Origin of the sequence: Bradyrhizobium centrolobii (assembly GCF_001641635.1) — a bacterium.
Classification (GTDB): Bacteria; Pseudomonadota; Alphaproteobacteria; order Rhizobiales; family Xanthobacteraceae; genus Bradyrhizobium; species Bradyrhizobium centrolobii.
Window position 1 is genome coordinate 1 of sequence record NZ_LUUB01000029.1, and the last position, 21,212, is coordinate 21,212.

Below are 21,212 nucleotides of genomic sequence, written 5' to 3' on the forward strand. Positions count from 1 at the left end.
GCGCTGCGGTCGAGGTGTTGCGCCGGCAGCGCCACACCGGCCAGCAGATTGCGGCCGAGGTCGGGATCTCTCCGGCGACCGTCAGCCGCATCCTGCAACGGTTGGGATTGAACCGGTTGCGCGACCTGGAGCCAGCCGAGCTGGTGCGGCGCTATGAACGCGAACATCCCGGGGAGTTGATCCACATCGACATCAAAAAGCTCGGCAAGTTCAACCGTGTAGGCCATCGCATCACCGGTGATCGAACTGGCCAGAGCAGCCTGCGTGCCCGCGGTGAAGGACCTGGCTGGGAATACGTCCACGTCTGTATCGACGATGCCTCCCGCATCGCCTTCAGCAAGGTCATGAAGAGCGAGCGAAGGAGCTGTGCCGTGTCTTTCCTCAAGGCAGCGATCGCCTACTACGCCAGCCTGGGCATCAAGGTCGAGCGGGTCATGACCGACAACGGCTCTTGCTACAAATCCTTTGCCTTCCGCAAAGCCTGCAGACGTCTCGGCCTGAAGCACATCCGCACCAGGCCCTACACGCCCAAGACCAACGGCAAGGCTGAACGCTTTATCCAGACCAGCCTGCGCGAGTGGGCCTATGCCCGCGCCTACAACACCTCAAAAGAACGAGCCGACGAGCTGCCGAGGTGGCTTCACCGCTACAATTGGCATCGGCCTCATGGCAGTATCGGTTCCGTGCCACCCATCAGCAGACTCGCTCTAAACAGGAACAACCTGTTGAGGCTCCACAGCTAGAGCGTGTACTCATGAAGGCGCGGATGTCGGCTTTTGAGCGTTAAGCAGAAATCCTGTGCTTGATCAGAGCATTGCTGGTTTTGACCCCTAGGCGGATGTCGGTCGCTCGAACGTCCAATCCTCCCGTCTGCAAGACGCGCCTCCTGACGGCGGCATGCGAATCCGGGCAGATCCTCACTGACCGGCTCGATCGCGTGGGGGAAGCGATTGCCACGGGCTGTCTGCCATGAGCCGGGCCCACCCGCGAGATCCTGCATCTCGCCCGCCTGCTCGCGCGCGAGGCGTAGACCTGCCGTCCGAGAAGGACGCCCAGCGCGTGTCGAGGCGATCGAAACCGTTGCACGCATGCATACCACCGGGGCGGAGGATATTTACGAGGCCACGGCGGCATAACCGCGAGCCGCGTAAGCGTCACATAGCGCGCTCGGAGATTGAAATCACCGCGTTCGGCTCAGGCTTGATCTAGCACAAAAACTGACATCGCGTTTCGGGCTAGATTGATCTTTCTCAATGGATCATCTGTGGAGGCTAGAATGATCATTGAGCTTCTAAGCCGAGAGCATCGCAACATTGAAAGGCTGCTCGCGGTCCTTGAGCGTGAACTAGAGATTTTTGACCGCGGGGGCCGGCCCGACTACGAGGTTATTCGCGCGATTATTAGCTATTTCGAAGTTTACCCGGAGGTGTACCATCATCCCCAGGAAGACCTGATCTTTGCCAAGTTAAAGATTCGCGATCCCGCTGCGGCTGCGAAAGTCGGTGATCTCGCACGTGAGCATCAGCAAGGAGCTGAGCGGTTGCGCCGTGTCGCTCGTGCGGTCGATGGTGTTCTGGCGGATCGCGAAATCCCTCGGCAAAACGTGGACAACATCGTTCGCGAGTTCATAGACCATCAGCGGCTTCACATCATGATGGAAGACCGCGATTTCTTTCCTGCCGCCCTCAAGGCTCTGGAACCCCAAGATTGGACGGAGATCGATTCGGCGATGACCAATCCCGCGGATCCGCTGTTTAGCGAGGCGGCCGAAGAGACGTTCGGTGCGCTACGAGCGCATATTTTGCAGTTGGAGCAAGAGGCTGAAGCAGAACGACACTAGTCGAGCTTTCATCCGCATTTGGGAAACGAGGGAGGTTCCACATGGCATCGGTCTCAATACCACATCACGAAAAATGCCCTCGGTGTGGTTCTGGGGCAATCCACCTCGAGTGGCATGAACGCGTCAATCCGCAGGAAGTCCAGGATCTTTGGCACTGCTGGGACTGCAAAAACGAGTTTGTCACCGTCGTCACTTCTGACGAGAAGGAGCCGTCAGTCACTGAGAAGATCACCGAACGATTCTTTACGAGCTTCCTCGTCTGATCAATGACGCCCGAGCAGGTCCCGACCAAGATGTGATCAACCTCAGAACCGCGCAGGCGCTAGGTATTACGATTCCGCCTGGCGCTGCTTGCCCATGCCGATGAAGCTGATCGACTGAAGTCGGCGAATGGCCCATCGCCGACATGGATCGATGTCCACTCTTCGGTCGCTATTTGGGGGCAGAGCGGACGTGGCGAATTTATTTGCCGCGCCGTGGGATGACGCGAATCTGCAAGGGGGTTTGGATGACCGAGGTGTTGAACGAGCAGAGGCCGGCGTCCTGGCTCTCTGCGATCTGGGCTGCGCGATACCGCACGCCGGCCCGCTTCGTCGCGCTCGTCGCGCTGCTGCTGCCGTGGTCGACGACCGGGGTGACCTTTGCGCTCGTGCCCTGGCTGATCGCCTTCGCCTTCGTCGATCTCAGGAACTTCCCGCGTTCGCTGCTCCGCCCGATTTGCCTGCTGCCGATTGGGCTGTTCGTCCTCGCCGTTGTCGGCACGCTCTGGTCGGAGGCGTCCTGGTCCGAGCGGCTGCATGCGATCGGGCCGCCTGCAAAACTGTTGGTGATTCCGCTCCTGATCTACCAGTTCGAGCGATGGCCTTACGGCAAATGGGTGTTCGCGGCCTTCCTGGTGTCATGCACGCTGCTCATGCTGTACTCCTTCGCCGTCGCGATCGATCCCAGGCTCTCCCTGAAACTCTATCTGTCGCGCGGGCCCTACCAGGTCGAGAGCGGGATTGCCGTACGCAACTATATCGACCAGAGCCAGGAGTTCGCACTCTGTGCGATCGCGCTGGTCTATCCGATCGTGACGCTGTTCCGCGAAGGCCGCGTTCGCATCGCCGCGCTGTTCGTGGTGTTGGCGATCGGCTTCCTCGCCAACATGATGTTCGTCGTTGTCTCGCGTACGGCGCTGGTGACCCTGCCGGTCCTGCTTGTTGTGTTTGCGCTCCTGCATCTGCGCTGGCGTACGGCGCTGCTCGCCGCCGGGGCGACTGCGCTGGTTGCCGTGTCGCTCTGGACCGTCTCGCCGCATCTGCGCGCCACCGTCGCAAAATTCCAGGGCGACTACGAAAGGAGCATGGAGAACAACAACAACTCGATCAGCGGTATGGGCTCACGCCTGGAATATTGGCGCAAATCCTTGCGCTTCATCGCAGACGCGCCGCTGATCGGCCACGGCACCGGCTCGATCCGCGGCCTGTTCGCAAGCGTGGCGAGCGATGCGGAGATCGACCCGCTGCGCGGCGAGATCGTCAGTAACCCGCACAATCAGACCCTCAGCGTTGCCGTACAATGGGGCGTGTTGGGCGTCCTGATGCTCTACGCCCTGTGGTTTGCGCACCTGCTGATGTTCCGCGGCGAAGGGCTGGCCTGCTGGATCGGCATGCTGGTCGTGGTGCAGAACATGCTGTCCTCGCTGTTCAACACGCATTTGTTCGATTTCACCGCGGGCTGGCTCTACGTGCTCGGCGTCGGGGTCGCCGGCGGCATGGCGCTCGCGAAAAAATCTCAAAGCTAATGCGTGCCAAAACTGTTCCAGACGAGGCCGACGCCCGACAGGAACAACAGGCCAAGCACGATATCGCCAAAATGTTTGTCGCTCAGCGCGTGATAGACGCGCGCGCCCGCCCATGCGCCGATCAGCGTGCCTGGAAATGCGATCGCCGCGAGCCAGACCACCTTGAACGCGACGAGGCCCGAGGCCGTCTGCACCGCCAGCGCAGTTGCGAGCACCGTGAAATTGAAGAGCTGGAAGATGCCGCGCCGCTCGTGCTTGTTCCAGCCGCGGATGTTGGCCCACAGGATCGGAAGCGGCCCCGACAATCCAGCGAGTCCACCTAAAATGCCGCCGGCGAAGCCGACCGCGCCGTCGGCGATCCGGCCGCCGAACTTGAAGGCGAGCGGCTTCTTGTTCAGGTAGAGCGCAGTCGGAAAGATCAGGAGCAGGATGCCGACGCTCAGCTTGAACACCTTGGGATCGGCGGAGGCAACCATCATGGTCCCCAGCGGCACGCCGGCGAGTCCGCCGATCAGGAACGGCCACACCAGCGAGAGATCAAAACTCTTCCACATCGACGGCAGCGTCGAGGTCTGCGCGATTACCGAGCAGATCAGGACCAGCGGTACCGCGAGCGAAGGCGGCAGCACGTAGAGCCAGATTCCGAGCGCCATCAGCGCCGTGCCGAATCCCGCCAGCCCCGAGACGAAGCCGCCGGCCAGCGCGCCGAACAGCAGCAGCGCATAGTTGAACGTTTCCAACAGATTTTCCTTGTCGCAATGGGCGATCCCGAACTGTTGATCGCCATCCCCCGCATAGCACGGGTGCGGCCGTAGAGGTCAATTCCAGACCGCACGCAAGCGTGATCCCCCGCGGCCGGGCTTTCGCGAAAGATGCGCCTACATGATGGTCATACTTCAATCCGGGGGACCCGCCCGACGCCACCGTGCGCTCCGATTGGCCAGTCCCGAATGAGATGATGAGAATGAGCATGACCCGCACGAAGATTGCCGTTGCCGCCGCGCTGTTGTCCGCGGCGGCGCTGATGCCGACATTGGCGCAGGCCCAGTTCTCCGAGCCCGCGGCCTTTCAGGCCGCTCATCCCGACCGCGATGTGCTCAATGGCGGGCAGCTCACGCCGGCAGGCAGAGCGGCGCTCGGCCAGCCGGGCGGACCGGCCGATGCCTATGCCTTGCAGGCCTATCCGCCGACCGTCGCTCCGGTCGTCCATCCCCGCTACCGCCGCTTGCATCGCTAGGCGCTTGCTAGACGATCTGTCTGGTCTCGGCGGGCTTGTGCAGCGCGCCGACCAGGATGCGTAGCGCTTCCGTCAATTCCGGTCTGTTGCGCGCGGCTCCAAGCGAGACGCGTGCTGCGTGTGGCGGCGTTCCGCCAGCGACGAAGGCGTCGCTGGCGATGACCGCAAGTCCGTTGCGCAGCAGATGCGCCGCGACGTCGAGCCGGTCGCGGCCGTCCGGCAACCGCAGCCACAGATGATGGGCGGCGGGCCGCGCCAGGAACTGAAATCCCCTGAGCGCGCGTTGCGCGATCTGCTGGCGGCCGATCGCCTCGTTGCGGATGGCGGCGATGATGCGGTCCGCGATGCCGCTCTCGAGCCAATGCGTCACCAGCGCGACCATCAGCGGCGCCGGCATCTGCACCGTGGCCTGCAAATGGCTGCGCATCTGTTGCTGCGCGCCGCTGTCGGGCGTGACCAGATAGGCGACGCGCAGCGCCGGTGCGATGCATTTCGACAGCGTGGTCGCAAGATACGTCCGCTCCGGAATGAGGTTCGCGATCGGCGAAGCCGATCGATCGAGCAGCCCATAGGCGTCGTCCTCGATCAGCGTCGTGCCGGTATCGCAGATGATTTTTGCGATCGCATCGCGCCGCTCGTCGGAGAGCGTTGCGGTCGTCGGATTGTGCAGCGTCGGAATGAGGTAGACCGCCTTCGGCCTGTGCGCGCGACACGCTGTTGCAAGAGCGTCCGGAAGGATGCCGCCCTCATCCATCACCACGCCGACGAGCTTCACGCCGAGCTCAGCGGCGGCCGCCTTGATGCCGGGGAAGGTGAGCGCCTCCGTCAGCACGACGTCGCCGGGCTGCGCGAGATGAGCGAGCAGGTTGAACAGAATTGTCTGCGCGCCCGGAAAGATCACCAGCCGGTCGGCATGCGCATGCGGAACGCGGGCGCGCATCCATCTCGCCGCGACCTCGCGCTCATGTGTGCTGCCGCCGGGCGGCTGATAGTTGAGGAATGCGGTCAGGCCCGATTGCTGGCGGATCGCCTCCAGCCCCGCGATGATGCGCTCATCGAGCTGCGCCTCCAGCGGATGCGGCGGCACGTTCATGGAGAGGTCGATCGCGACGGGATGCGGCAGGTCGACGGCACGGCGTGCGCTGGTCTCCGACACGAACGAACCCTGTCCGACCCGGGCATCGAGAATTCCGCGGCGCCGCGCCTCGGTATAGGCGCGCGTCACCGTGGTCAGATCGATGCCGAGCGCTTTCGCGAGCGCGCGCTGCGTCGGCAATTGCTGGCCGCGCACCAGCCGGCCCGCCGCGATGTCGGCCTCCATGGCATCGACGATGCGCTGATAGCGCGGCCCCGAGAGCTCGGAGATTGTAGGGACCCAATCCATGCAAGTTCGGCCCATATCCTTTGAATGTATGGATACAAGATATTATTGTATGGATCGTCGAAAAGGAAGAGGTGTGGTCATGGCGACCGGTTCAGTCTCTCTGGCGAAGGCGATGTGGCGGGGTTTTCGCGGCAAATGTCCGAACTGCGGCGAAGGCCACGTGTTCGGCCGCTTCCTGAAGGTGGCCGACACTTGCGACCACTGCGGCGAGGAATTGTTTCACCACCGTGCCGATGACTTTCCCGCGTACCTCGTGATCGTCGTGGTCGGCCATCTCGTGGTGCCGGCGATCCTCGCGGTCGAGACCGCCTATGCGCCGCCAGTCTGGCTGCAACTGGCAGTATGGCTGCCGGTGACGTTGTTTGCCTCGCTCGCGCTGCTGCAGCCGACCAAGGGGGCGATCGTCGGCCTGCAATGGCAGGTCGGCATGCACGGCTTCGAGGCTGCCAAGCGGCGGCGCGAAGCAGCACAGCTTGCGCCAGTCTTGGTGAAGGCTGCGCGGCGCTAGCTGACGTCGTCATTCCGGGGCGCGCAACGGGCGGTTGGTCGCGACAGTTGACTAGCGCTCTGCGTCATTCCGGGGCTCGCGAAGCGAGAACCCGGAATCCATTTATCGACTGACTCTGCGGCCCGATGGATTCCGGGTTCGTGCTGCGCACGCCCCCATTGCGGACTTGCGCAATGTGGAATGACGACCCCTAAAATGGTGAGGGGTCCGATGCGTCAGCATCGAACCCCTCGTTGCAAGATATCAGCCGGCCTGTAAGCCGGGTTCTGTAGGGCATCGCCGGCTTGCGCAGGCGATACGTGACGGCCATTCCTCTGGGACAATGTTTGCACATTGCCTCGAGCAACCTACCCGGACGGCGGGCCTGACATCGCCCCGCGGCGTTATCGCTTTCGCGAACAGCCCGCTTAAGCCGTCCCTATTCGGTTTTGCTCCCGGTGGGGTTTGCCATGCCGGCTCCGTTGCCGGAACCGCGGTGCGCTCTTACCGCACCTTTTCACCCTTACCCTGCGAAGCCGAAGGCGAAGCAGGGCGGTTCGTTCTCTGTGGCACTTTCCCTGGGGTTGCCCCCGCCGGACGTTATCCGGCACCGCATGTCAAGGGAGCCCGGACTTTCCTCCCCGGCGGCCTTTCGACACTTGCCGGAGCGGCCGTCCGGCCGACTGACGGTCTACGCATGGCCATTTATGACAGTTTCGTCAAGGCGATATCGCTGGGCACGCGTTCTCGAAAATAATCTATCCTGAAGATGTCGTTTGGTGTGTGCCCCGTTCGACTGGATGTCGGCGATCCAGCCGAGCAACAGGAGTTAAGCGATGCAGTATCTGCTGCTGATCTATCGGAACGAAGCGGAATTGAGCAAGATGGACCCTGTCGACCGTCAGAAGCTGTCGGCGGAGTACGGCACCTATACCCAATCCATCATCCAGAGCGGCCATTTCAAGGCTGGCGACGGGCTTCAGCCGACCACGACTGCGACCACCGTGCGCGTTCGCGACGGCAAGACTCTGACGACCGACGGTCCGTTCGCGGAGACCCGCGAGCAACTGGGCGGCTACTATCTGGTCGAAGCCAAGGATCTCGACGCTGCCGTCGCACTGGCTGCGCGGATTCCCGGAGCCAGGGACGGGTCGATCGAAGTCAGGCCGGTCATGATCTACAAGTGATCTCCTCGACCGACATCGACAAGATCTTCCGCGACGAGGCGGGGCGGGCGCTGGCCACGCTGATCCGCCTCGTCGGCGATTTCGATCTTGCCGAGGATGCGCTCCAGGATGCCTTTGCTGTCGCGCTGGAGCGCTGGTCGGCATGCGAGGTGCCCAACAATCCGCGCGCCTGGCTCGTCAATGTCGGCCGCAACAAGGCGATCGATCGCATCCGCCGGCAGACTGTTTTCCGCGGCAAGCGGCAGGCGCTCGTGCACGAGCTCGAGCTGAACGCGCAAGCGGCCGAGCCGCCCGCGATGCTCGACGACGACATGCTGCGGCTGATCTTTACCTGCTGCCATCCGGCGTTCGCGCCCGAGGTCCAGGTTGCACTGACGCTGCGCACCGTCTGCGGCCTCTCTACCGTGCAGGTCGCGCGCGCTTTCCTGGTCAGTGAGGAGGCGATGGCGCAGCGGCTCGTCCGCGCCAAGCAGAAGATCCGCCTCGCCGGCATCCCGTATGAGGTGCCGGAGCGCGAGGCGCTGGAGCCGCGGCTGAACGGCGTGCTCGCCGTGATCTATCTCGTCTTCACCGAAGGCTATGTCGCAACGTCAGGCGCAGACCTGATGCGGCCCGATCTCGCGGCCGAGGCGATCAGGCTCGGCCGGTTGCTCGACCGGCTGATGCCCGGCCGCGGCGAGATCAAGGGCCTGCTGTCCCTGATGCTGCTCCATGACGCGCGTCGCAAGGGGCGAGAAACCGCAGCCGGCGACATCGTGCTGCTCGAAGAGCAGGACCGCACGCTGTGGGACCGCGCGCAGATTGAGGAAGGCTTGCGTCTGGTCGACGATGCGCTGCGCGTGCCGGGCCGGCCGCAACCCTATGCCGTGCAGGCCGCGATCGCGGCGCTGCACGCCCGCGCGCCGAGCTTTGAAGAGACCGACTGGCCGCAGATCGCCGGCCTCTATGAGGTGCTGCTACGCATCAGCCCGTCGCCGGTGATCGAGCTCAATCATGCTGCGGTGATCTCGATGGTCGACGGACCGGCGCGTGCGCTCGATCTCGTCAACGCGATCGCCGCGCGCGGCGGGCTTGACGGTTACGAGCTCTTACCCGCGGTGCGCGCGGATTTGTTGCGACGGCTCGGCCGCAAGGATGAGGCGCGCGAGGCGTATGTTGCTGCGACGAAGGCGACGCAGCTCGAGCCGCTGCGAAGACTCTATGCGCGGCGAGTGAGGGAGTTGGGCAACTAGCACCGTCATTCCGGGGCGATGCGAAGCATCGAACCCGGAATCTCGAGATTCCGGGTTCACTTCGTGCGCCCCCATTGCGCAATGTGGAATGACGGCTTCGCCGTCACTTCGACGCGACCGCCGTCGCCTCCGGCGGCAAGCTCGCCAGCAGCGCCTGCAATGTCGACAGCGTCGAATGATCCGCCACGCCATCCAGCCGCGCAGGGCGGAAGTGGCGTTGGAATGCGGTGATGACTTCCATCGTCGCGGCGTCGTATTTGCCGGTCAGCGGCACGCCGTAGCCGTATTTTGCGAGCGCCTGTTGCAGGCTCAGCACCTCGTCGCTGATGGTGCCGAGCATCAGGCTCTCGCCGCGCAGGACGGGCGCGGGCGTGACCCAGTGGCCGACGCCGGAATTGGCCAGCGAATGCCACGGAAACTTCTCGCCGGGATCCTTCTTGCGCGCCGGCGCCACGTCGGAATGGCCGAGCACGCGGTGCGCCGGCACCTTGCGGCGGAGCATGATGCCGCGGCACAGCGCGATCACGGCGGCGATCTGGCGCAGCGGGAACTCGGGATAGCCCCAGTCGTGCCCACGATTGACGATCTCGATTCCGATCGAGCAGGAGTTGATGTCATCTTCTCCGGCCCAGGACGAGACGCCGGCGTGCCAGGCGCGCTTGGCCTCCGGCACGCATTGCACGATGCGGCCGTCCTCAAGCACGACGTAGTGAGCGGAAACCTCGGTGCCCGCCGTGCAAAGCCGCGCCAGCGCGCCCTCGACATCGGGCATGCCGGTGTAGTGCAGCACGATCATGTCAGGCTGCCGTCCCTTATTGCGCTCGCCATGATTGGGCGAGGGGATGATGTCCGAGACAATCGAGGAATCCGGATCGAACGTCCTCATGCTCGCCACGGCCTTGGGAACCGGGAGAACACGCTGACGCTTCGAATCAGAACCAGATGACGCGGACGAACCGGACGGCATGGGCAGCTCAAGTCGGAAAGAATGCGGGGCAAACCCTTCTCTTCTCTTTACTATTCATTTACCCCGCGCTTCACGCAATCGCGCGGCGCGGTTAACGGGCGCATTTTGCACCGGGTGTGTGGATGAAGCATCACCGGCCGATGACCTTTTCGACTTGTGCGGAGACGATCAACGCTTTCTTAACGCTAAGGGCCGTTACTGAGTGGTGAAGAGCCGACCCGCGTCCGGAGGCGGCCAAATGCGTTTTTGGCTCGAAATCCCATGGCTGCCCGACAAATTCCACTGGGAACACTGGGTTTGCGGCCTGGGACGACCGGGCTCGCAAGCATGCTGCACAAGGGTTTGGTCGTGGAACCGCCGCGACGCGTATTAATTCGAGACGTCATGGATTCGATCGCCCCCGGTCCTGCGTCGCCGCTCGGTGGGCGTGGCGCATGAATTCGGCCGCCCATATTCCCGTGCTCGGCCGCGAGGCGGTCGATTATCTCGCGCCGCGCGCGGGCGGCATCTATGTCGACGCCACCTTCGGCGGCGGCGGCTACAGCCGCGCCATCCTCGACGTGCAGGGAACCCGTCTCATTGCCATCGACCGCGACCGCACGGCGATCGCCGGCGGCTTTGAGCTGGTCGATCGCTCCGCAGGCCGACTGACGCTGGTCGAAGATCGCTTCTCGAACCTCGCCGAGGTCTGCGCCGCGCAAGGCGTCGATGCCGTCGACGGCGTCGTGATGGATGTCGGCGTCTCCTCGATGCAGCTCGACCAGGCCGGCCGTGGCTTCTCCTTCCGCCTCGATGGTCCGCTCGACATGCGGATGGGGCAGGCGGGACCGACCGCGGCCGATGTCGTGGCACGCGCCTCGGAAGGCGATCTCGCCGACATCATCTATCTCTTCGGCGAGGAGCGGCATTCGCGCAAAGTGGCCCGTGCCATCGTCGCCGCGCGGCAGGAAACGCCAATCACCACCACCCGCGCGCTCGCAGATATCGTTGCAAGGGTCGTGCGTTCGAAACCGGGCGACATCCATCCGGCAACGCGGACGTTCCAGGGCTTGCGCATCTTCGTCAATGAAGAACTCGACGAGCTCAAGACCGCGTTGGCCGCGGCCGAGCGCGTGCTGAGGCCCGGCGGACGGCTCGTGGTCGTCTCGTTCCATTCGCTCGAAGACCGCATCGTCAAGACTTTCCTCTCCGAGCGCGCCAAGACCGGCGGCGGCTCGCGGCATCTGCCGGAAGTGGCGCAAGCCGCGCCGAGCTTCCAGCTCCTGACGCGGCGGCCGGTGGTAGCCGGCGACGACGAGGTCGCGCACAATCCACGCGCACGCTCCGCCAAGTTGCGTGCCGCCGAGCGCACCTCAGCGCCCGCGCATGGCGAGGGCGAGCCGTCGTCCTGGCCAAGTCTCGCCGACGTCATGAGGGGTGGCTAGCGCATGCGCATCATCCACCTGCTCGTCATCGGTGCGCTGATCTTCGCAGCGGCCTATGTCTACCGGATCAAGATGGACTCCACCGCCCGCACCGAGAAGGTGCTCCGGCTGCACGCGGAGATCCGCGAGCAGCGCGACGCGATCGCGGCGCTGCGGTCCGATTGGGCCAAGCTCGATGCGCCGCTGCGCCTGCAGGGCATGGCCGAACGGCATCTGCCGCTCAAGCCGGTCAACGGCACGCAATATGACTCGCTGAAGAACCTGCCGGAGCGTCCGCCGCGCCTGTTCAGGCCGGGCGAGCCTGATCCGATCGGTTCCATGATCAACACCATCGAAGCCGCGAGCGATCCCGATACGGTGACGGGCTCCGTGCCTCGGCCCGAGGACAAGCAATGAGACCCGCCACTCCGGCCAAAGCGCAGAAGCCAGGCGAGCGGCCCGCTGAGCCTTGGCGGCAGCGGCTGATCCGCAGCCTGCTCTACGGGCGCAACGTCGATCGCGCGGCGAAGGCGCGCGCGCGCGTCGGGCTCGCGATCCTCGCCTTTGCCTCGATCTATGCGTTGATCGGCGGCCGGCTCGTGATGTTCGCGATCGGCGCCGACGCTCACAGCGCGCGCCGTGCGGCGGCGCAGGACGTGGTCGCGACCGCGCGGCCCGACATCGTCGACCGCAACGGCGCGATCCTCGCGACCGACGTCAAGGCGCCGAGCCTGTTCGGCGAGCCGCGCCGCATCATCGACAAGGACGAGGCGATCGAGCTTCTGACCGCGACCGTGCCTGATCTCGACGAGGCCGAGGTGCGCGAGCGCCTGTCATCGCGAAAAGGCTTCGTCTGGCTGAAGCGCGAGATCACGCCGAAGCAGCAGCAGGACATCCACAAGCTCGGCATTCCCGGCATCGGCTTCCTGCGCGAGAACAAGCGCGTCTACCCCACCGGCAACGAGGTCGCCCACCTCATCGGTCTCGTCAACATCGACAACCAGGGCATCGCCGGCATGGAGAAGTGGCTCGACAATAACGGGCTTGCCGATCTCCATCGCGCAGGGTTTGCCACCGACCGCCTGCAGAAGCCGATCGAGCTCTCGGTCGACCTGCGCGTCGAGCACGCGCTGCGCGATGAGCTGTTGAAGGCCAAGGAGAAGTTCCACGCCAAGGCGGCCTCTGGCATTATCTCCAATGTCAAAACCGGCGAAATCGTCGCGATGGTCTCCCTTCCGGATTTCGATCCCAACAATCCGAAAGAAGCCCACGACCCCGACCGCATCAATCGTCTGACCACCGGCGTCTACGAAATGGGATCGACGTTCAAGGCGTTCACGCTGGCAATGGCGCTTGATTCGGGCAAGATCAACCTGAACTCGTCGTGGGATGCGCGGGGAAATCTGCACTACGGCAAGTTCACCATCCATGACAGCCACATGCTTGGTCGTTTCATCAACACCAAGGAGGTGTTCACCTACTCGTCCAATATCGGCGCCGCGCGGATCGCGCTCGGCCAGGGTGTCGAGGCGCACAAGGCATTCCTGGCTAAAATGGGCCAGTTGACGCGGCTGCGCACCGAGTTACCGGAGAGCGCGGCCCCGCTGGTGCCGCGCCGTTGGGGCGAGCTGAACACGGTCACCATCGCGTTCGGTCAGGGCCTGTCCGTGGCGCCTCTACAGGCGGTGATGGGCATCAACGCCCTGGTGAACGGCGGCTACCTGATTCCTCCGACGTTCCTCAAGCGCAGCGAAGAAGAAGCCGCGGCGATGGCCAAGCGCGTGATCAAGCCCGAGACCTCCGACAAGATGCGCTATCTGATGCGGCTCAACGCCGAGATCGGCACGGCCAAGAAGGCCGATGTTCCCGGCTACTATATCGGCGGCAAGACCGGCACGTCCGAGAAGGTCATCAACGGCCGCTATGCCAAGAAGCGCGTGCTCAACTCCTTCACCGCGATCATGCCGTCCGACAATCCGAAATATCAGATTCTCGTCATGCTGGACGAGCCGCAGGCGCTGCAGGAGACGTATGGCTTCATCACGTCGGGCTTTAATGCGGTGCCGACTGGGGGCAAGGTCATCGCCCGTATCGCGCCGCTCCTGGGCATCGAGCCCCGTTTTGATCTGCCGCCGTCCGACCGCCTTATTCTTGCAGCATCCAAGACAACCCAGTAATCAACCGGGTGGCCCATTGCCGGTGCTGAGTCGGTCTTTTCCGAAGATTCGGCGTTCCGGCAGGGCATCTCGACTGGAACACGATGAAGCTGCGCGACCTCTTGGGTCAGGATTTTTTGGGCAATGATGCCGCAATCGAGCCCGCCCTCGCGGCGCTCGATGTGACGGGGCTTGCGTTCGACAGCCGTGTGGTCAGGCACGGTGACCTTTTCTTCGCGCTGGCCGGCAGCAAGACCGATGGCGCTCGCTTCATCGATGCTGCGGTTGCCGCTGGTGCGGCGGCAGTGGTCGGCGATCAGGCCCCTGCGGCCTGCAAGGTACCATTCATCTCGGTCGCCAATCCGCGCCGCGCGCTGGCGCTGGCGGCAGCAAGATTCTTCCCCGCGCAGCCCGCGACCATCGCGGCGGTAACGGGCACCAGCGGCAAGACCTCGGTCGCGGCGTTCACGCGGCAGATCTGGGAACGGCTGGGGCATGCCTCCGCCAGCATCGGGACCATTGGCCTCGTGTCACCCAAGCGCACGGTCTACGGCTCGCTGACGACGCCCGACCCGATCGCGCTGCACCGGCAGCTTGATGAGATCGCGCGCGAGGGCGTCACGCATCTGGCGTTCGAAGCATCCTCGCATGGGCTCGACCAGTATCGCCTCGATGGCGTGCGCATCTCTGCCGGCGGCTTCACCAATCTCTCGCGCGATCACATGGATTATCATCCGACCGTCGCGCATTATCTCGCGGCCAAGCTCAGGCTGTTCCGCGAGCTGGTCCCGCCGGGCGGCGCGGCCGTGATCTCCGCCGATCATGATTGTTCCGCGGAAGCGATCGACGCGGCGAGGACGCGCGGCCTGCGCGTGATGGCGGTCGGCCGCAATGGCGATGGTGCAGGCGAGGGCATTCGTCTCACTGACGCCGAGGTCGAGGGCTTTTCCCAGAGGCTTGCGCTCGAGCATCGCGGCAACCGCTATTCGGTGCGGCTGCCGCTGGTCGGCGCGTTCCAGATCGAGAATGCGCTGGTATCCGCCGGCCTCGCGATCGGCGCCGGCAGCGATCCGGCAAACGTGTTGGCCAGCCTCGAACATCTTGAGGGCGCCAAGGGCCGGCTCGAACGCGTCGGCGAGCGCAACGGCGCGCCGATCTTCGTCGACTACGCGCACAAGCCGGATGCATTGGCGAAGGCGTTGCAGGCTCTGCGTCCTTACGCGAGGCGCAGGCTGATCGTCGTGTTCGGCGCCGGCGGTGATCGCGACGTCGGCAAGCGTCCGATCATGGGCGAGATCGCGGCGGAGAACGCCGACGGCGTCATCATCACCGACGACAATCCGCGCAGCGAGAAGCCGGAAGCCATTCGCGCCGCGATCCTCGCCACCGCGAAGGGGGCCAGGGAAATCGGTGATCGCGCCGCGGCAATCCGCGCCGCGATCGACGAGCTCCAGGCCGGCGATGCCCTGCTGATCGCCGGCAAGGGACACGAGACCGGGCAGATCGTCGGCAGCCAGGTGCTGCCCTTCAGTGATCACGAGGCGGTTGCCGCCGCACTAGCGTCGAGGGTTGCATGAGCGCGCCACTATGGACGGTTGCCGAGGTGGCGCGTGCGCTGGGCGTTGCGGGATCATTCCCCGACACGCCAATCGATTTCATCACCCAGGACAGCCGCCTGGTGAAGCCCGGCAGCCTGTTCGTCGCGCTGAGCGGCACGCCGACCGGCGGCTTCGTCTCGGCCTTCGCCAGCGCACGCGACGGCTGGGAGTTCGCCGACAAGGCGGAAGCCGCCGGCGCGGTCGCGATGATCGTGCCGCATGAGATCGCCGGCATCCGCATTCCGCAGATCATCGTGAAGGACACGCTGATCGACGGGCTCTGGGGTCTGGCACGCGCCGCGCGTGCGCGCTTTGCGGGGCCCGTGATCGGGCTCACCGGCAGCGCGGGCAAGACCAGCACCAAGGAATTCCTCGCGGCCTATCCGAACGCTTATGCGAGCCCGTCGAGCTTCAACAATTTCTGGGGCGTGCCGCTGACGCTGTGCAACGCGCGGCCCGATTCCAGCCTCTGGGTCGTCGAGATGGGCATGAACCAGATCGGCGAGATCGCACGCCTCAGCGAGTTGACGCGGCCGACGGTCGCTCTTGTCGTCAACGTCCAGCCTGTCCATCTGGAGAAGCTCGGCTCGCTCGAAGCGATCCGGCGCGAGAAGGTGTCGATCGCGCTGGGTCTGCCGGAAAATGGCGCGCTGGTGCTGCCGGCCGGGATTGCCGCACCCGAATGGAAGGGGAGGGTCATGCGCTTCGGCGAGGGCACCGAGGTGCGCGAGCTCACGCATGCGCCGCACGGCGAGAGCTGGCAGGTCGTGGCCGAAATCGGCAAGAAGCAGATCTCGTTCAGCCTGACGCCGGGTGCGCCGCACCGCGTCTACAATGCGCTGGCCGCGCTCGCCTCGATCCACGCCGCGCACCTCGAGGTCGCGACGCTCGCCACAAAGCTCGATCGCGTCGGCATCATGACCGGCCGCGGCGTCGAGCAGGCCGTCGGCGGCGTCACCGTGATCGACGACAGTTTCAACGGCAATCCGGCCAGCGTGGCCGCAGCGCTGCAAAGCCTCGAGGCGCGCCACCTGAGCGGCGGCCGCCGCATTGCGGTGCTCGGCGACATGCTGGAACTAGGCGACGACGCGCCGACCTACCACACCGGCCTTGCCAAATATCTCGACGGCATCGACGGCATCTATTGTGTCGGGCCGCTGATGCGCCACCTCTACGACGAGCTGCCGCCCGGCAAGGGGCTCGGCTGGCACGATGATCCGGCCACGCTGAGGCCGAGCGATGTTGCGGCGCTCCTGAAGGCAGGCGATGTCGTGGTTGTCAAGGGCAGCAAGAAGATGTTCTGGGTCAACAAGTTTGTGCCTGCCCTAGTGGCCGCCTTGCAGGCAAAGGCGTAAACTGCTTGGAAGGCGCTGTTCCAGATCCCACCACACGCGGCGCGAAGCCGTCCGGTTTCTTAGAGGTCGCCCGACCCCATGATGAAGACCAGCGAATGCGCGTGAGTGACGTGAGGCAAGGCCGCGTGCGAAGGCGCCATAGGACCGTCTGAATGTTTTACTGGCTGATCGAGCTCTCCAACACATTCCCAAGCTTTGGTGCGGTGCGCACCGTCCTGAACGTTTTTCGCTACATCACGTTTCGCACCGGAGGGGCGATCGTCACCGGCGCGCTGTTCGTGTTCCTGTTCGGGCCCTGGATCATCGATCATTTGCGTATTCGCCAGGGCAAGGGTCAGCCGATCCGCACCGACGGCCCGCAGTCGCACCTCGCCAAGAAAGGCACGCCCACCATGGGCGGCCTGATGATCCTGTCCGGCCTTACGGTGGGAACGGTGCTGTGGGCCAATCCGCTCAATCCTTATGTCTGGATCGTGCTCGCGGTGACGCTCGGCTTCGGCTTCGTCGGCTTCTATGACGATTACCTCAAGGTGACCAAGCAGACGACGAGCGGTTTCGGCGGCAAGCTTCGCCTGCTGATCGAGGCGATCATCGCGCTGGTCGCCTGCTATGCGCTGGTGCGGCTGAACCGCGATCCCTCGTCCACCGCGCTCGCCATTCCCTTCTTCAAGGATGTCGTGCTGCATTTCGGCTGGTTCTTCGTGATCTTCGGCGCCTTCGTCATCGTCGGCGCCGGCAATGCGGTGAACCTCACCGACGGTCTCGACGGCCTCGCCATCGTGCCCGTGATGATCGCGACCGCGAGCTTCGCCATGATCGCCTATCTCGCCGGCAACGCGGTCTTTGCCGATTATCTCCAGATCAAATATGTCGCGGGCACCGGCGAGCTCGCGGTGCTCTGCGGCGCGCTGTTAGGAGCCGGCCTCGGCTTCCTCTGGTTCAACGCGCCGCCAGCCTCGATTTTCATGGGCGACACCGGCTCCCTCGCGCTCGGCGGCATGCTCGGCTCGATCGCGGTCGCGGTGAAGCACGAGATCGTGCTTGCGGTGATCGGCGGCCTGTTCGTGCTGGAGGCGGTCTCCGTCATCGTGCAGGTGGTGTCGTTCAAGCTCACGGGCAAGCGCATCTTCCGGATGGCGCCGATCCATCACCATTTCGAGCAGCTGGGCTGGACCGAGCCGCAGATCGTGATCCGCTTCTGGATCATCTCGGTGATGCTGGCGCTCGCCGGCCTGTCGACGCTGAAGTTGCGGTGACGGTTACATCATGATTCCCGTCACATCCTTCGCCGGCAAGACCGTCGCGGTGTTCGGCCTCGGCGGCTCGGGGCTCGCGTCCTGCCACGCCTTGAAGGCCGGCGGCGCCGAGGTGGTCGCCGGCGACGACAATGCCGACAACGTCGCCAAGGCGGCGCAAGCCGGTTTCATCACCGCCGATCTGCGCAGCGTCCCCTGGGCGAATTTCGCGGCCCTCGTGCTTGCGCCCGGCGTGCCGCTCACCCACCCGGTGCCGCATTGGAGCGTGCTCAAAGCGCGCGAGGCCGGCGTCGAGGTGATCGGCGACATCGAGCTGTTCTGCCGCGAGCGGCGGCGGCACGCGCCGGACGCGCCGTTCGTCGCCGTCACCGGCACCAATGGCAAGTCGACCACGACGGCGCTGATCGCGCATCTGACCAAAGTCGCCGGCTACGACACCCAGATGGGCGGCAATATCGGCACCGCGATCCTGTCGCTGGAGCCGCCGCGCAAGGGCCGCGTCCATGTCGTCGAGATGTCGTCCTACCAGATCGATCTGACGCCCTCGCTCGATCCCTCGGCCGGCATTTTGCTCAATGTCAGCGAGGATCACATCGACCGCCACGGTACGATCGAGCAATACGCCGCGGTGAAGGAACGCCTCGTCGCTGGCGTGCAGGCCGGCGGCACCTCGATCGTCGGTGTCGACGATGGCTGGTGCCGCAACATCGCCGACCGGCTCGACCGCGCCGGCAAGAAGGTCGAGCGCATCTCCGTCAAGAACCCGCTCGCAAGCGGCATCTATGTCGAGCACGGCACCATCGTGCGCGCCTCGGGCGGCGCCCGTAGCGAGGTCGCCATGTTAGGGGGCATCGGCTCGCTGCGCGGCCTGCACAACGCGCAGAACGCGGCCTGCGCCGCCGCCGCCGCGATCGCCATGGGCATCAGCCAGGATGTGTTGCAGAACGGCCTGCGCAGCTTTCCGGGCCTGGCGCACCGCATGGAGCAGGTCGGCCGCCGTGGCAATGTGCTGTTCGTCAACGACTCCAAGGGGACGAACGCGGATGCGACCGCGCATGCGCTGTCGTCCTTCACCGACATCTTCTGGATCGCCGGCGGCAAGCCGAAGGCGGGCGGCATCACCAGCCTGACCGGTTTCTTCCCGCGCATCCGTAAGGCTTATCTGATCGGCGAGGCCGCGCAGGAATTTTCCGGCACGCTCGGCAGTGAGGTTCCGCACGAGATCAGCCAGACCCTCGACGTCGCCGTCGAGCACGCCGCGAACGAGGCGGAAGCATCCGGCCTTGCCGACGCCGTCGTGCTGCTGTCGCCCGCCTGCGCCTCCTTCGACCAGTACCGCAACTTCGAGATCCGCGGCGCAAAGTTCCGCGAGCTGGTGCAGGCGCTACCGGGCGTGAAGCCGGTGGTGTGAGAATGTCGCGGCGACGCTGGATCGGAATTGTCGCCGCCGTGCTCGCCGTTCCGATTGTCGTCGGTTTCGTCTTTCTTGTCCTCATCGACAACGTCATGAGCGAATTCGGCGCGTGCCGCGTCGTTCGCCAGAGTTCATTCGCGTCTCCGAACGGAAGCAAGTCTGTCGTTGTCGTATGGAAATAATGCGGTGCAACAGTGCCCGACAGCACGCAAGCCAGCATCGTAGCTCGTGGGCGGACATTCTCGTCTGACGGCACGCCGACCTTTCTCAGCATTCGCGGTCACTCAGACGTTGTCATCTCCTGGAGCGGCGAGCAGGCCGTCAGAATTGGCTTTCCCGGCCCGGAACAGGTCTACAAGCGCGACCAGAGCGTAGGGGACGTCACGATCGCATACGACTAGGCGAGGGCGTGAAGCCGGTGGTGTGCTCGTGTCCCGGACGCGGCGCGGCATGAAATGACGCGACGCAGAGCCGGGACCCAGGGGCCACAATGGGCCCCGGCTCAGCAGCGCACCACGCCGCGAAGGCGCGGCGCGCTGCGCTGCGTCCGGGGCACGAGACTCTTCACAACTTCATCGATCCCGTTAACCCCCCGTAAACCAACCTCGGCGACCAATGGACGATCTCTGTCCGAAAGCCGGCCGCCCATGCTCTCCCGTGAAGAACGCACCCCCTTTTCCGAGTGGTGGTGGACCGTCGACAAGCCGCTGCTCGGCGCCATCCTGGCGCTGATGCTGACCGGGGTGATCCTGTCGCTGGCGGCGAGCCCGCCGGTTGCGACCCGTATCGGGCTCGATCCGTTCCACTTCTTCAGCCGCCACGTGATGTTCCTGGCGCCGTCCTTCATGGTGCTGGTCGGCGTCTCCTTCCTGTCGCCGCGCTCGATCCGGCGAAGCGCGCTGATCATCTTCGCGGTCAGCATCATCCTCATTGTCGTCACGCTCGCGATCGGCCCGGAGGTGAAGGGCTCGCGGCGCTGGATCACGCTGCTCGGCGTGAACATCCAGGCCTCCGAAATCGCCAAACCTTCGTTTGTCGTCATCGCGGCCTGGCTGTTCGCGGAATCGACCAAGCGGCCGGAGATGCCGGCGACCTCGATGGCGCTGGTGCTGCTGTTGATGCTGGTCTCGCTCCTCGTGATGGAGCCCGACTTCGGTCAGACCATGCTGATCCTGATGGTGTGGGGCGCGCTGTTCTTCATCGCAGGCATGCGCATGATCTGGGTGTTCGGCCTTGCGGGCGCCGCTGCCGCCGGCCTGTTCAGCGCATATCTCTTTGTTCCGCACGTTGCGGGCCGCATCAAGCGTTTCATGAATCCGGCCTCGGGCGACACGTTCCAGGTCGATACCGCGATGGAGGCCTTCTACAACGGTGGCTGGTTCGGGCTCGGGCCGGGTGAGGGCATCGCCAAGCGCAGCCTGCCGGACAGCCACACCGACTTCGTGTTCGCAGTCGCCGCGGAAGAGTTCGGCATCATCCTGTGCCTCGCAATGCTGGCGCTGTTCGCCTTCGTCGTCATCCGCACGCTGTCGCGCGCCTACGCCAATGAGGACATGTTCTCGCGCTTTGCGGCGTCGGGGCTCGCGATCCTGTTCGGCGTGCAGGCCGCGATCAACATGTCGGTCAACCTCCAGCTCATCCCCGCCAAGGGCATGACGCTGCCGTTCATTTCCTATGGCGGCTCCTCGATCGTCTCGCTCGCCTATGGCGTCGGCATGATGCTGGCCCTGACGCGGCTGCGCCCGCGCACCGAGGTCGAGTCGATCGGCCGCGCCGAGGCGATGCGCAGCTACGCGTGAGCGCTCTCGTATCCCGGACAAGCGAAGCGCCGATCCGGGACCCAGAATGCTACAACGGTGGGCCCCGGTTCAGCAGCCGCACCACGCCGCGAAGGAGCGGCGCGCTGCGCT

18 protein-coding genes and 1 other RNA gene are annotated in these 21,212 nt (G+C 64.7%); 15 read left to right on the forward strand and 4 right to left on the reverse strand.

Annotated elements, in window-relative coordinates:
* The 3 genes from AYJ54_RS05420 to AYJ54_RS05430 form a co-directional block, all read left to right on the forward strand.
* Positions 1-743, forward strand: a 743-nt coding sequence (locus AYJ54_RS05420) for an IS481 family transposase (RefSeq protein ID WP_063697026.1), incomplete at its 5' end; no start/stop codon positions are given.
* A 533-nt stretch (positions 744-1,276) separates the two neighbouring features.
* A complete protein-coding gene (locus AYJ54_RS05425; RefSeq protein ID WP_063697164.1) occupies positions 1,277-1,840 on the forward strand; it encodes a hemerythrin domain-containing protein in 564 nt (187 codons plus the stop codon).
* A 508-nt stretch (positions 1,841-2,348) separates the two neighbouring features.
* Positions 2,349-3,626 carry an O-antigen ligase family protein gene (locus tag AYJ54_RS05430; RefSeq protein WP_063697289.1) on the forward strand — a complete coding sequence of 426 codons (1,278 nt, stop codon included), beginning with the start codon at positions 2,349-2,351 and terminating at the stop codon, positions 3,624-3,626.
* Here AYJ54_RS05430 and AYJ54_RS05435 read toward each other — a convergent pair.
* Positions 3,623-4,366, reverse strand: a complete 744-nt coding sequence (locus AYJ54_RS05435; protein ID WP_063697166.1) for a sulfite exporter TauE/SafE family protein — start codon at positions 4,364-4,366, stop codon at positions 3,623-3,625. The two genes, AYJ54_RS05430 and AYJ54_RS05435, sit on opposite strands and share 4 nt — an antisense overlap.
* Before the next feature lie 230 nt (positions 4,367-4,596).
* Here AYJ54_RS05435 and AYJ54_RS05440 point away from each other — a divergent pair, with 230 nt between their 5' ends.
* Positions 4,597-4,863 carry a hypothetical protein gene (locus tag AYJ54_RS05440; protein WP_063697291.1) on the forward strand — a complete coding sequence of 89 codons (267 nt, stop codon included), beginning with the start codon at positions 4,597-4,599 and terminating at the stop codon, positions 4,861-4,863.
* A 7-nt stretch (positions 4,864-4,870) separates the two neighbouring features.
* Here AYJ54_RS05440 and AYJ54_RS05445 read toward each other — a convergent pair whose 3' ends face one another.
* The gene (locus AYJ54_RS05445) at positions 4,871-6,247 is read right to left on the reverse strand and encodes an aminotransferase-like domain-containing protein (protein ID WP_063697168.1); all 1,377 of its coding nucleotides are present in this window, start codon (positions 6,245-6,247) and stop codon (positions 4,871-4,873) included.
* Positions 6,248-6,296: 49 nt separating this feature from the next.
* Between AYJ54_RS05445 and AYJ54_RS05450 the strand changes: the two genes are divergently transcribed.
* The gene (locus tag AYJ54_RS05450) at positions 6,297-6,755 is read left to right on the forward strand and encodes a DUF983 domain-containing protein (RefSeq protein ID WP_082905493.1); all 459 of its coding nucleotides are present in this window, start codon (positions 6,297-6,299) and stop codon (positions 6,753-6,755) included.
* 239 nt (positions 6,756-6,994) lie between these two features.
* Here AYJ54_RS05450 and rnpB read toward each other — a convergent pair.
* Positions 6,995-7,421: RNase P RNA component class A (gene rnpB, locus AYJ54_RS05455), an RNA gene on the reverse strand.
* Between the two features lie 149 nt (positions 7,422-7,570).
* Between rnpB and AYJ54_RS05460 the strand changes: the two genes are divergently transcribed.
* Positions 7,571-7,921: a YciI family protein gene (locus AYJ54_RS05460; RefSeq protein ID WP_063697172.1), complete on the forward strand. Its 351-nt coding sequence runs from the start codon at positions 7,571-7,573 to the stop codon at positions 7,919-7,921.
* Positions 7,918-9,153 carry an RNA polymerase sigma factor gene (locus AYJ54_RS05465; protein WP_136623457.1) on the forward strand — a complete coding sequence of 412 codons (1,236 nt, stop codon included), beginning with the start codon at positions 7,918-7,920 and terminating at the stop codon, positions 9,151-9,153. The genes AYJ54_RS05460 and AYJ54_RS05465 overlap by 4 nt, the downstream gene beginning before the upstream one ends.
* Positions 9,154-9,256: 103 nt before the next feature.
* Here the strand turns inward: AYJ54_RS05465 and AYJ54_RS05470 are convergent, their stop codons facing one another.
* A complete protein-coding gene (locus AYJ54_RS05470; protein ID WP_063697174.1) occupies positions 9,257-10,039 on the reverse strand; it encodes an N-acetylmuramoyl-L-alanine amidase in 783 nt (260 codons plus the stop codon).
* A 515-nt stretch (positions 10,040-10,554) separates the two neighbouring features.
* On the opposite strand from AYJ54_RS05470, the gene rsmH reads away from it, so the two are divergent.
* The 8 genes from rsmH (at position 10,555) to ftsW (ending at position 21,101) form a co-directional block, all read left to right on the forward strand.
* On the forward strand, positions 10,555-11,544 hold the full coding sequence (gene rsmH / locus AYJ54_RS05475) for a 16S rRNA (cytosine(1402)-N(4))-methyltransferase RsmH (protein WP_063697175.1): 990 nt from the start codon (positions 10,555-10,557) through the stop codon (positions 11,542-11,544).
* Between the two features lie 3 nt (positions 11,545-11,547).
* A complete protein-coding gene (gene ftsL / locus AYJ54_RS05480; protein WP_063697177.1) occupies positions 11,548-11,940 on the forward strand; it encodes a cell division protein FtsL in 393 nt (130 codons plus the stop codon).
* Positions 11,937-13,700 (forward strand): peptidoglycan D,D-transpeptidase FtsI family protein, encoded by a 1,764-nt coding sequence (locus AYJ54_RS05485; protein ID WP_063697179.1) that lies wholly within the window; start codon positions 11,937-11,939, stop codon positions 13,698-13,700. The genes ftsL and AYJ54_RS05485 overlap by 4 nt, the downstream gene beginning before the upstream one ends.
* Positions 13,701-13,783: 83 nt before the next feature.
* Positions 13,784-15,256, forward strand: a complete 1,473-nt coding sequence (locus tag AYJ54_RS05490) for a UDP-N-acetylmuramoyl-L-alanyl-D-glutamate--2,6-diaminopimelate ligase (protein WP_063697181.1) — start codon at positions 13,784-13,786, stop codon at positions 15,254-15,256.
* Entirely contained in the window at positions 15,253-16,632 is a 1,380-nt protein-coding gene (locus tag AYJ54_RS05495) for a UDP-N-acetylmuramoyl-tripeptide--D-alanyl-D-alanine ligase (RefSeq protein ID WP_063697183.1), read from the forward strand. Before AYJ54_RS05490 ends, AYJ54_RS05495 begins: the two co-directional genes overlap by 4 nt.
* A 152-nt stretch (positions 16,633-16,784) precedes the next feature.
* Complete coding sequence (gene mraY / locus AYJ54_RS05500) at positions 16,785-17,888, forward strand: phospho-N-acetylmuramoyl-pentapeptide-transferase (RefSeq protein ID WP_063697185.1); 1,104 nt, start codon at positions 16,785-16,787, stop codon at positions 17,886-17,888.
* Between the two features lie 10 nt (positions 17,889-17,898).
* Positions 17,899-19,299 carry a UDP-N-acetylmuramoyl-L-alanine--D-glutamate ligase gene (gene murD / locus AYJ54_RS05505; protein WP_063697187.1) on the forward strand — a complete coding sequence of 467 codons (1,401 nt, stop codon included), beginning with the start codon at positions 17,899-17,901 and terminating at the stop codon, positions 19,297-19,299.
* 650 nt (positions 19,300-19,949) lie between these two features.
* Positions 19,950-21,101, forward strand: a complete 1,152-nt coding sequence (gene ftsW, locus AYJ54_RS05520) for a putative lipid II flippase FtsW (RefSeq protein ID WP_063697193.1) — start codon at positions 19,950-19,952, stop codon at positions 21,099-21,101.
* Positions 21,102-21,212 lie beyond the last annotated feature (111 nt).

Coding starts and splice junctions, on each gene's coding strand:
- AYJ54_RS05425 (WP_063697164.1), top strand. CDS start 1,277: ATGATCATTGAGCTTCTAAGCCGAGAGCATCGCAACATTGAAAGGCTG.
- AYJ54_RS05430 (WP_063697289.1), top strand. CDS start 2,349: ATGACCGAGGTGTTGAACGAGCAGAGGCCGGCGTCCTGGCTCTCTGCG.
- AYJ54_RS05440 (WP_063697291.1), top strand. CDS start 4,597: ATGACCCGCACGAAGATTGCCGTTGCCGCCGCGCTGTTGTCCGCGGCG.
- AYJ54_RS05445 (WP_063697168.1), bottom strand. CDS start 6,247: ATGGATTGGGTCCCTACAATCTCCGAGCTCTCGGGGCCGCGCTATCAG.
- AYJ54_RS05450 (WP_082905493.1), top strand. CDS start 6,297: ATGGATCGTCGAAAAGGAAGAGGTGTGGTCATGGCGACCGGTTCAGTC.
- AYJ54_RS05460 (WP_063697172.1), top strand. CDS start 7,571: ATGCAGTATCTGCTGCTGATCTATCGGAACGAAGCGGAATTGAGCAAG.
- AYJ54_RS05470 (WP_063697174.1), bottom strand. CDS start 10,039: ATGAGGACGTTCGATCCGGATTCCTCGATTGTCTCGGACATCATCCCC.
- rsmH (WP_063697175.1), top strand. CDS start 10,555: ATGAATTCGGCCGCCCATATTCCCGTGCTCGGCCGCGAGGCGGTCGAT.
- ftsL (WP_063697177.1), top strand. CDS start 11,548: ATGCGCATCATCCACCTGCTCGTCATCGGTGCGCTGATCTTCGCAGCG.
- AYJ54_RS05485 (WP_063697179.1), top strand. CDS start 11,937: ATGAGACCCGCCACTCCGGCCAAAGCGCAGAAGCCAGGCGAGCGGCCC.
- AYJ54_RS05490 (WP_063697181.1), top strand. CDS start 13,784: ATGAAGCTGCGCGACCTCTTGGGTCAGGATTTTTTGGGCAATGATGCC.
- AYJ54_RS05495 (WP_063697183.1), top strand. CDS start 15,253: ATGAGCGCGCCACTATGGACGGTTGCCGAGGTGGCGCGTGCGCTGGGC.
- mraY (WP_063697185.1), top strand. CDS start 16,785: ATGTTTTACTGGCTGATCGAGCTCTCCAACACATTCCCAAGCTTTGGT.
- murD (WP_063697187.1), top strand. CDS start 17,899: ATGATTCCCGTCACATCCTTCGCCGGCAAGACCGTCGCGGTGTTCGGC.
- ftsW (WP_063697193.1), top strand. CDS start 19,950: ATGCTCTCCCGTGAAGAACGCACCCCCTTTTCCGAGTGGTGGTGGACC.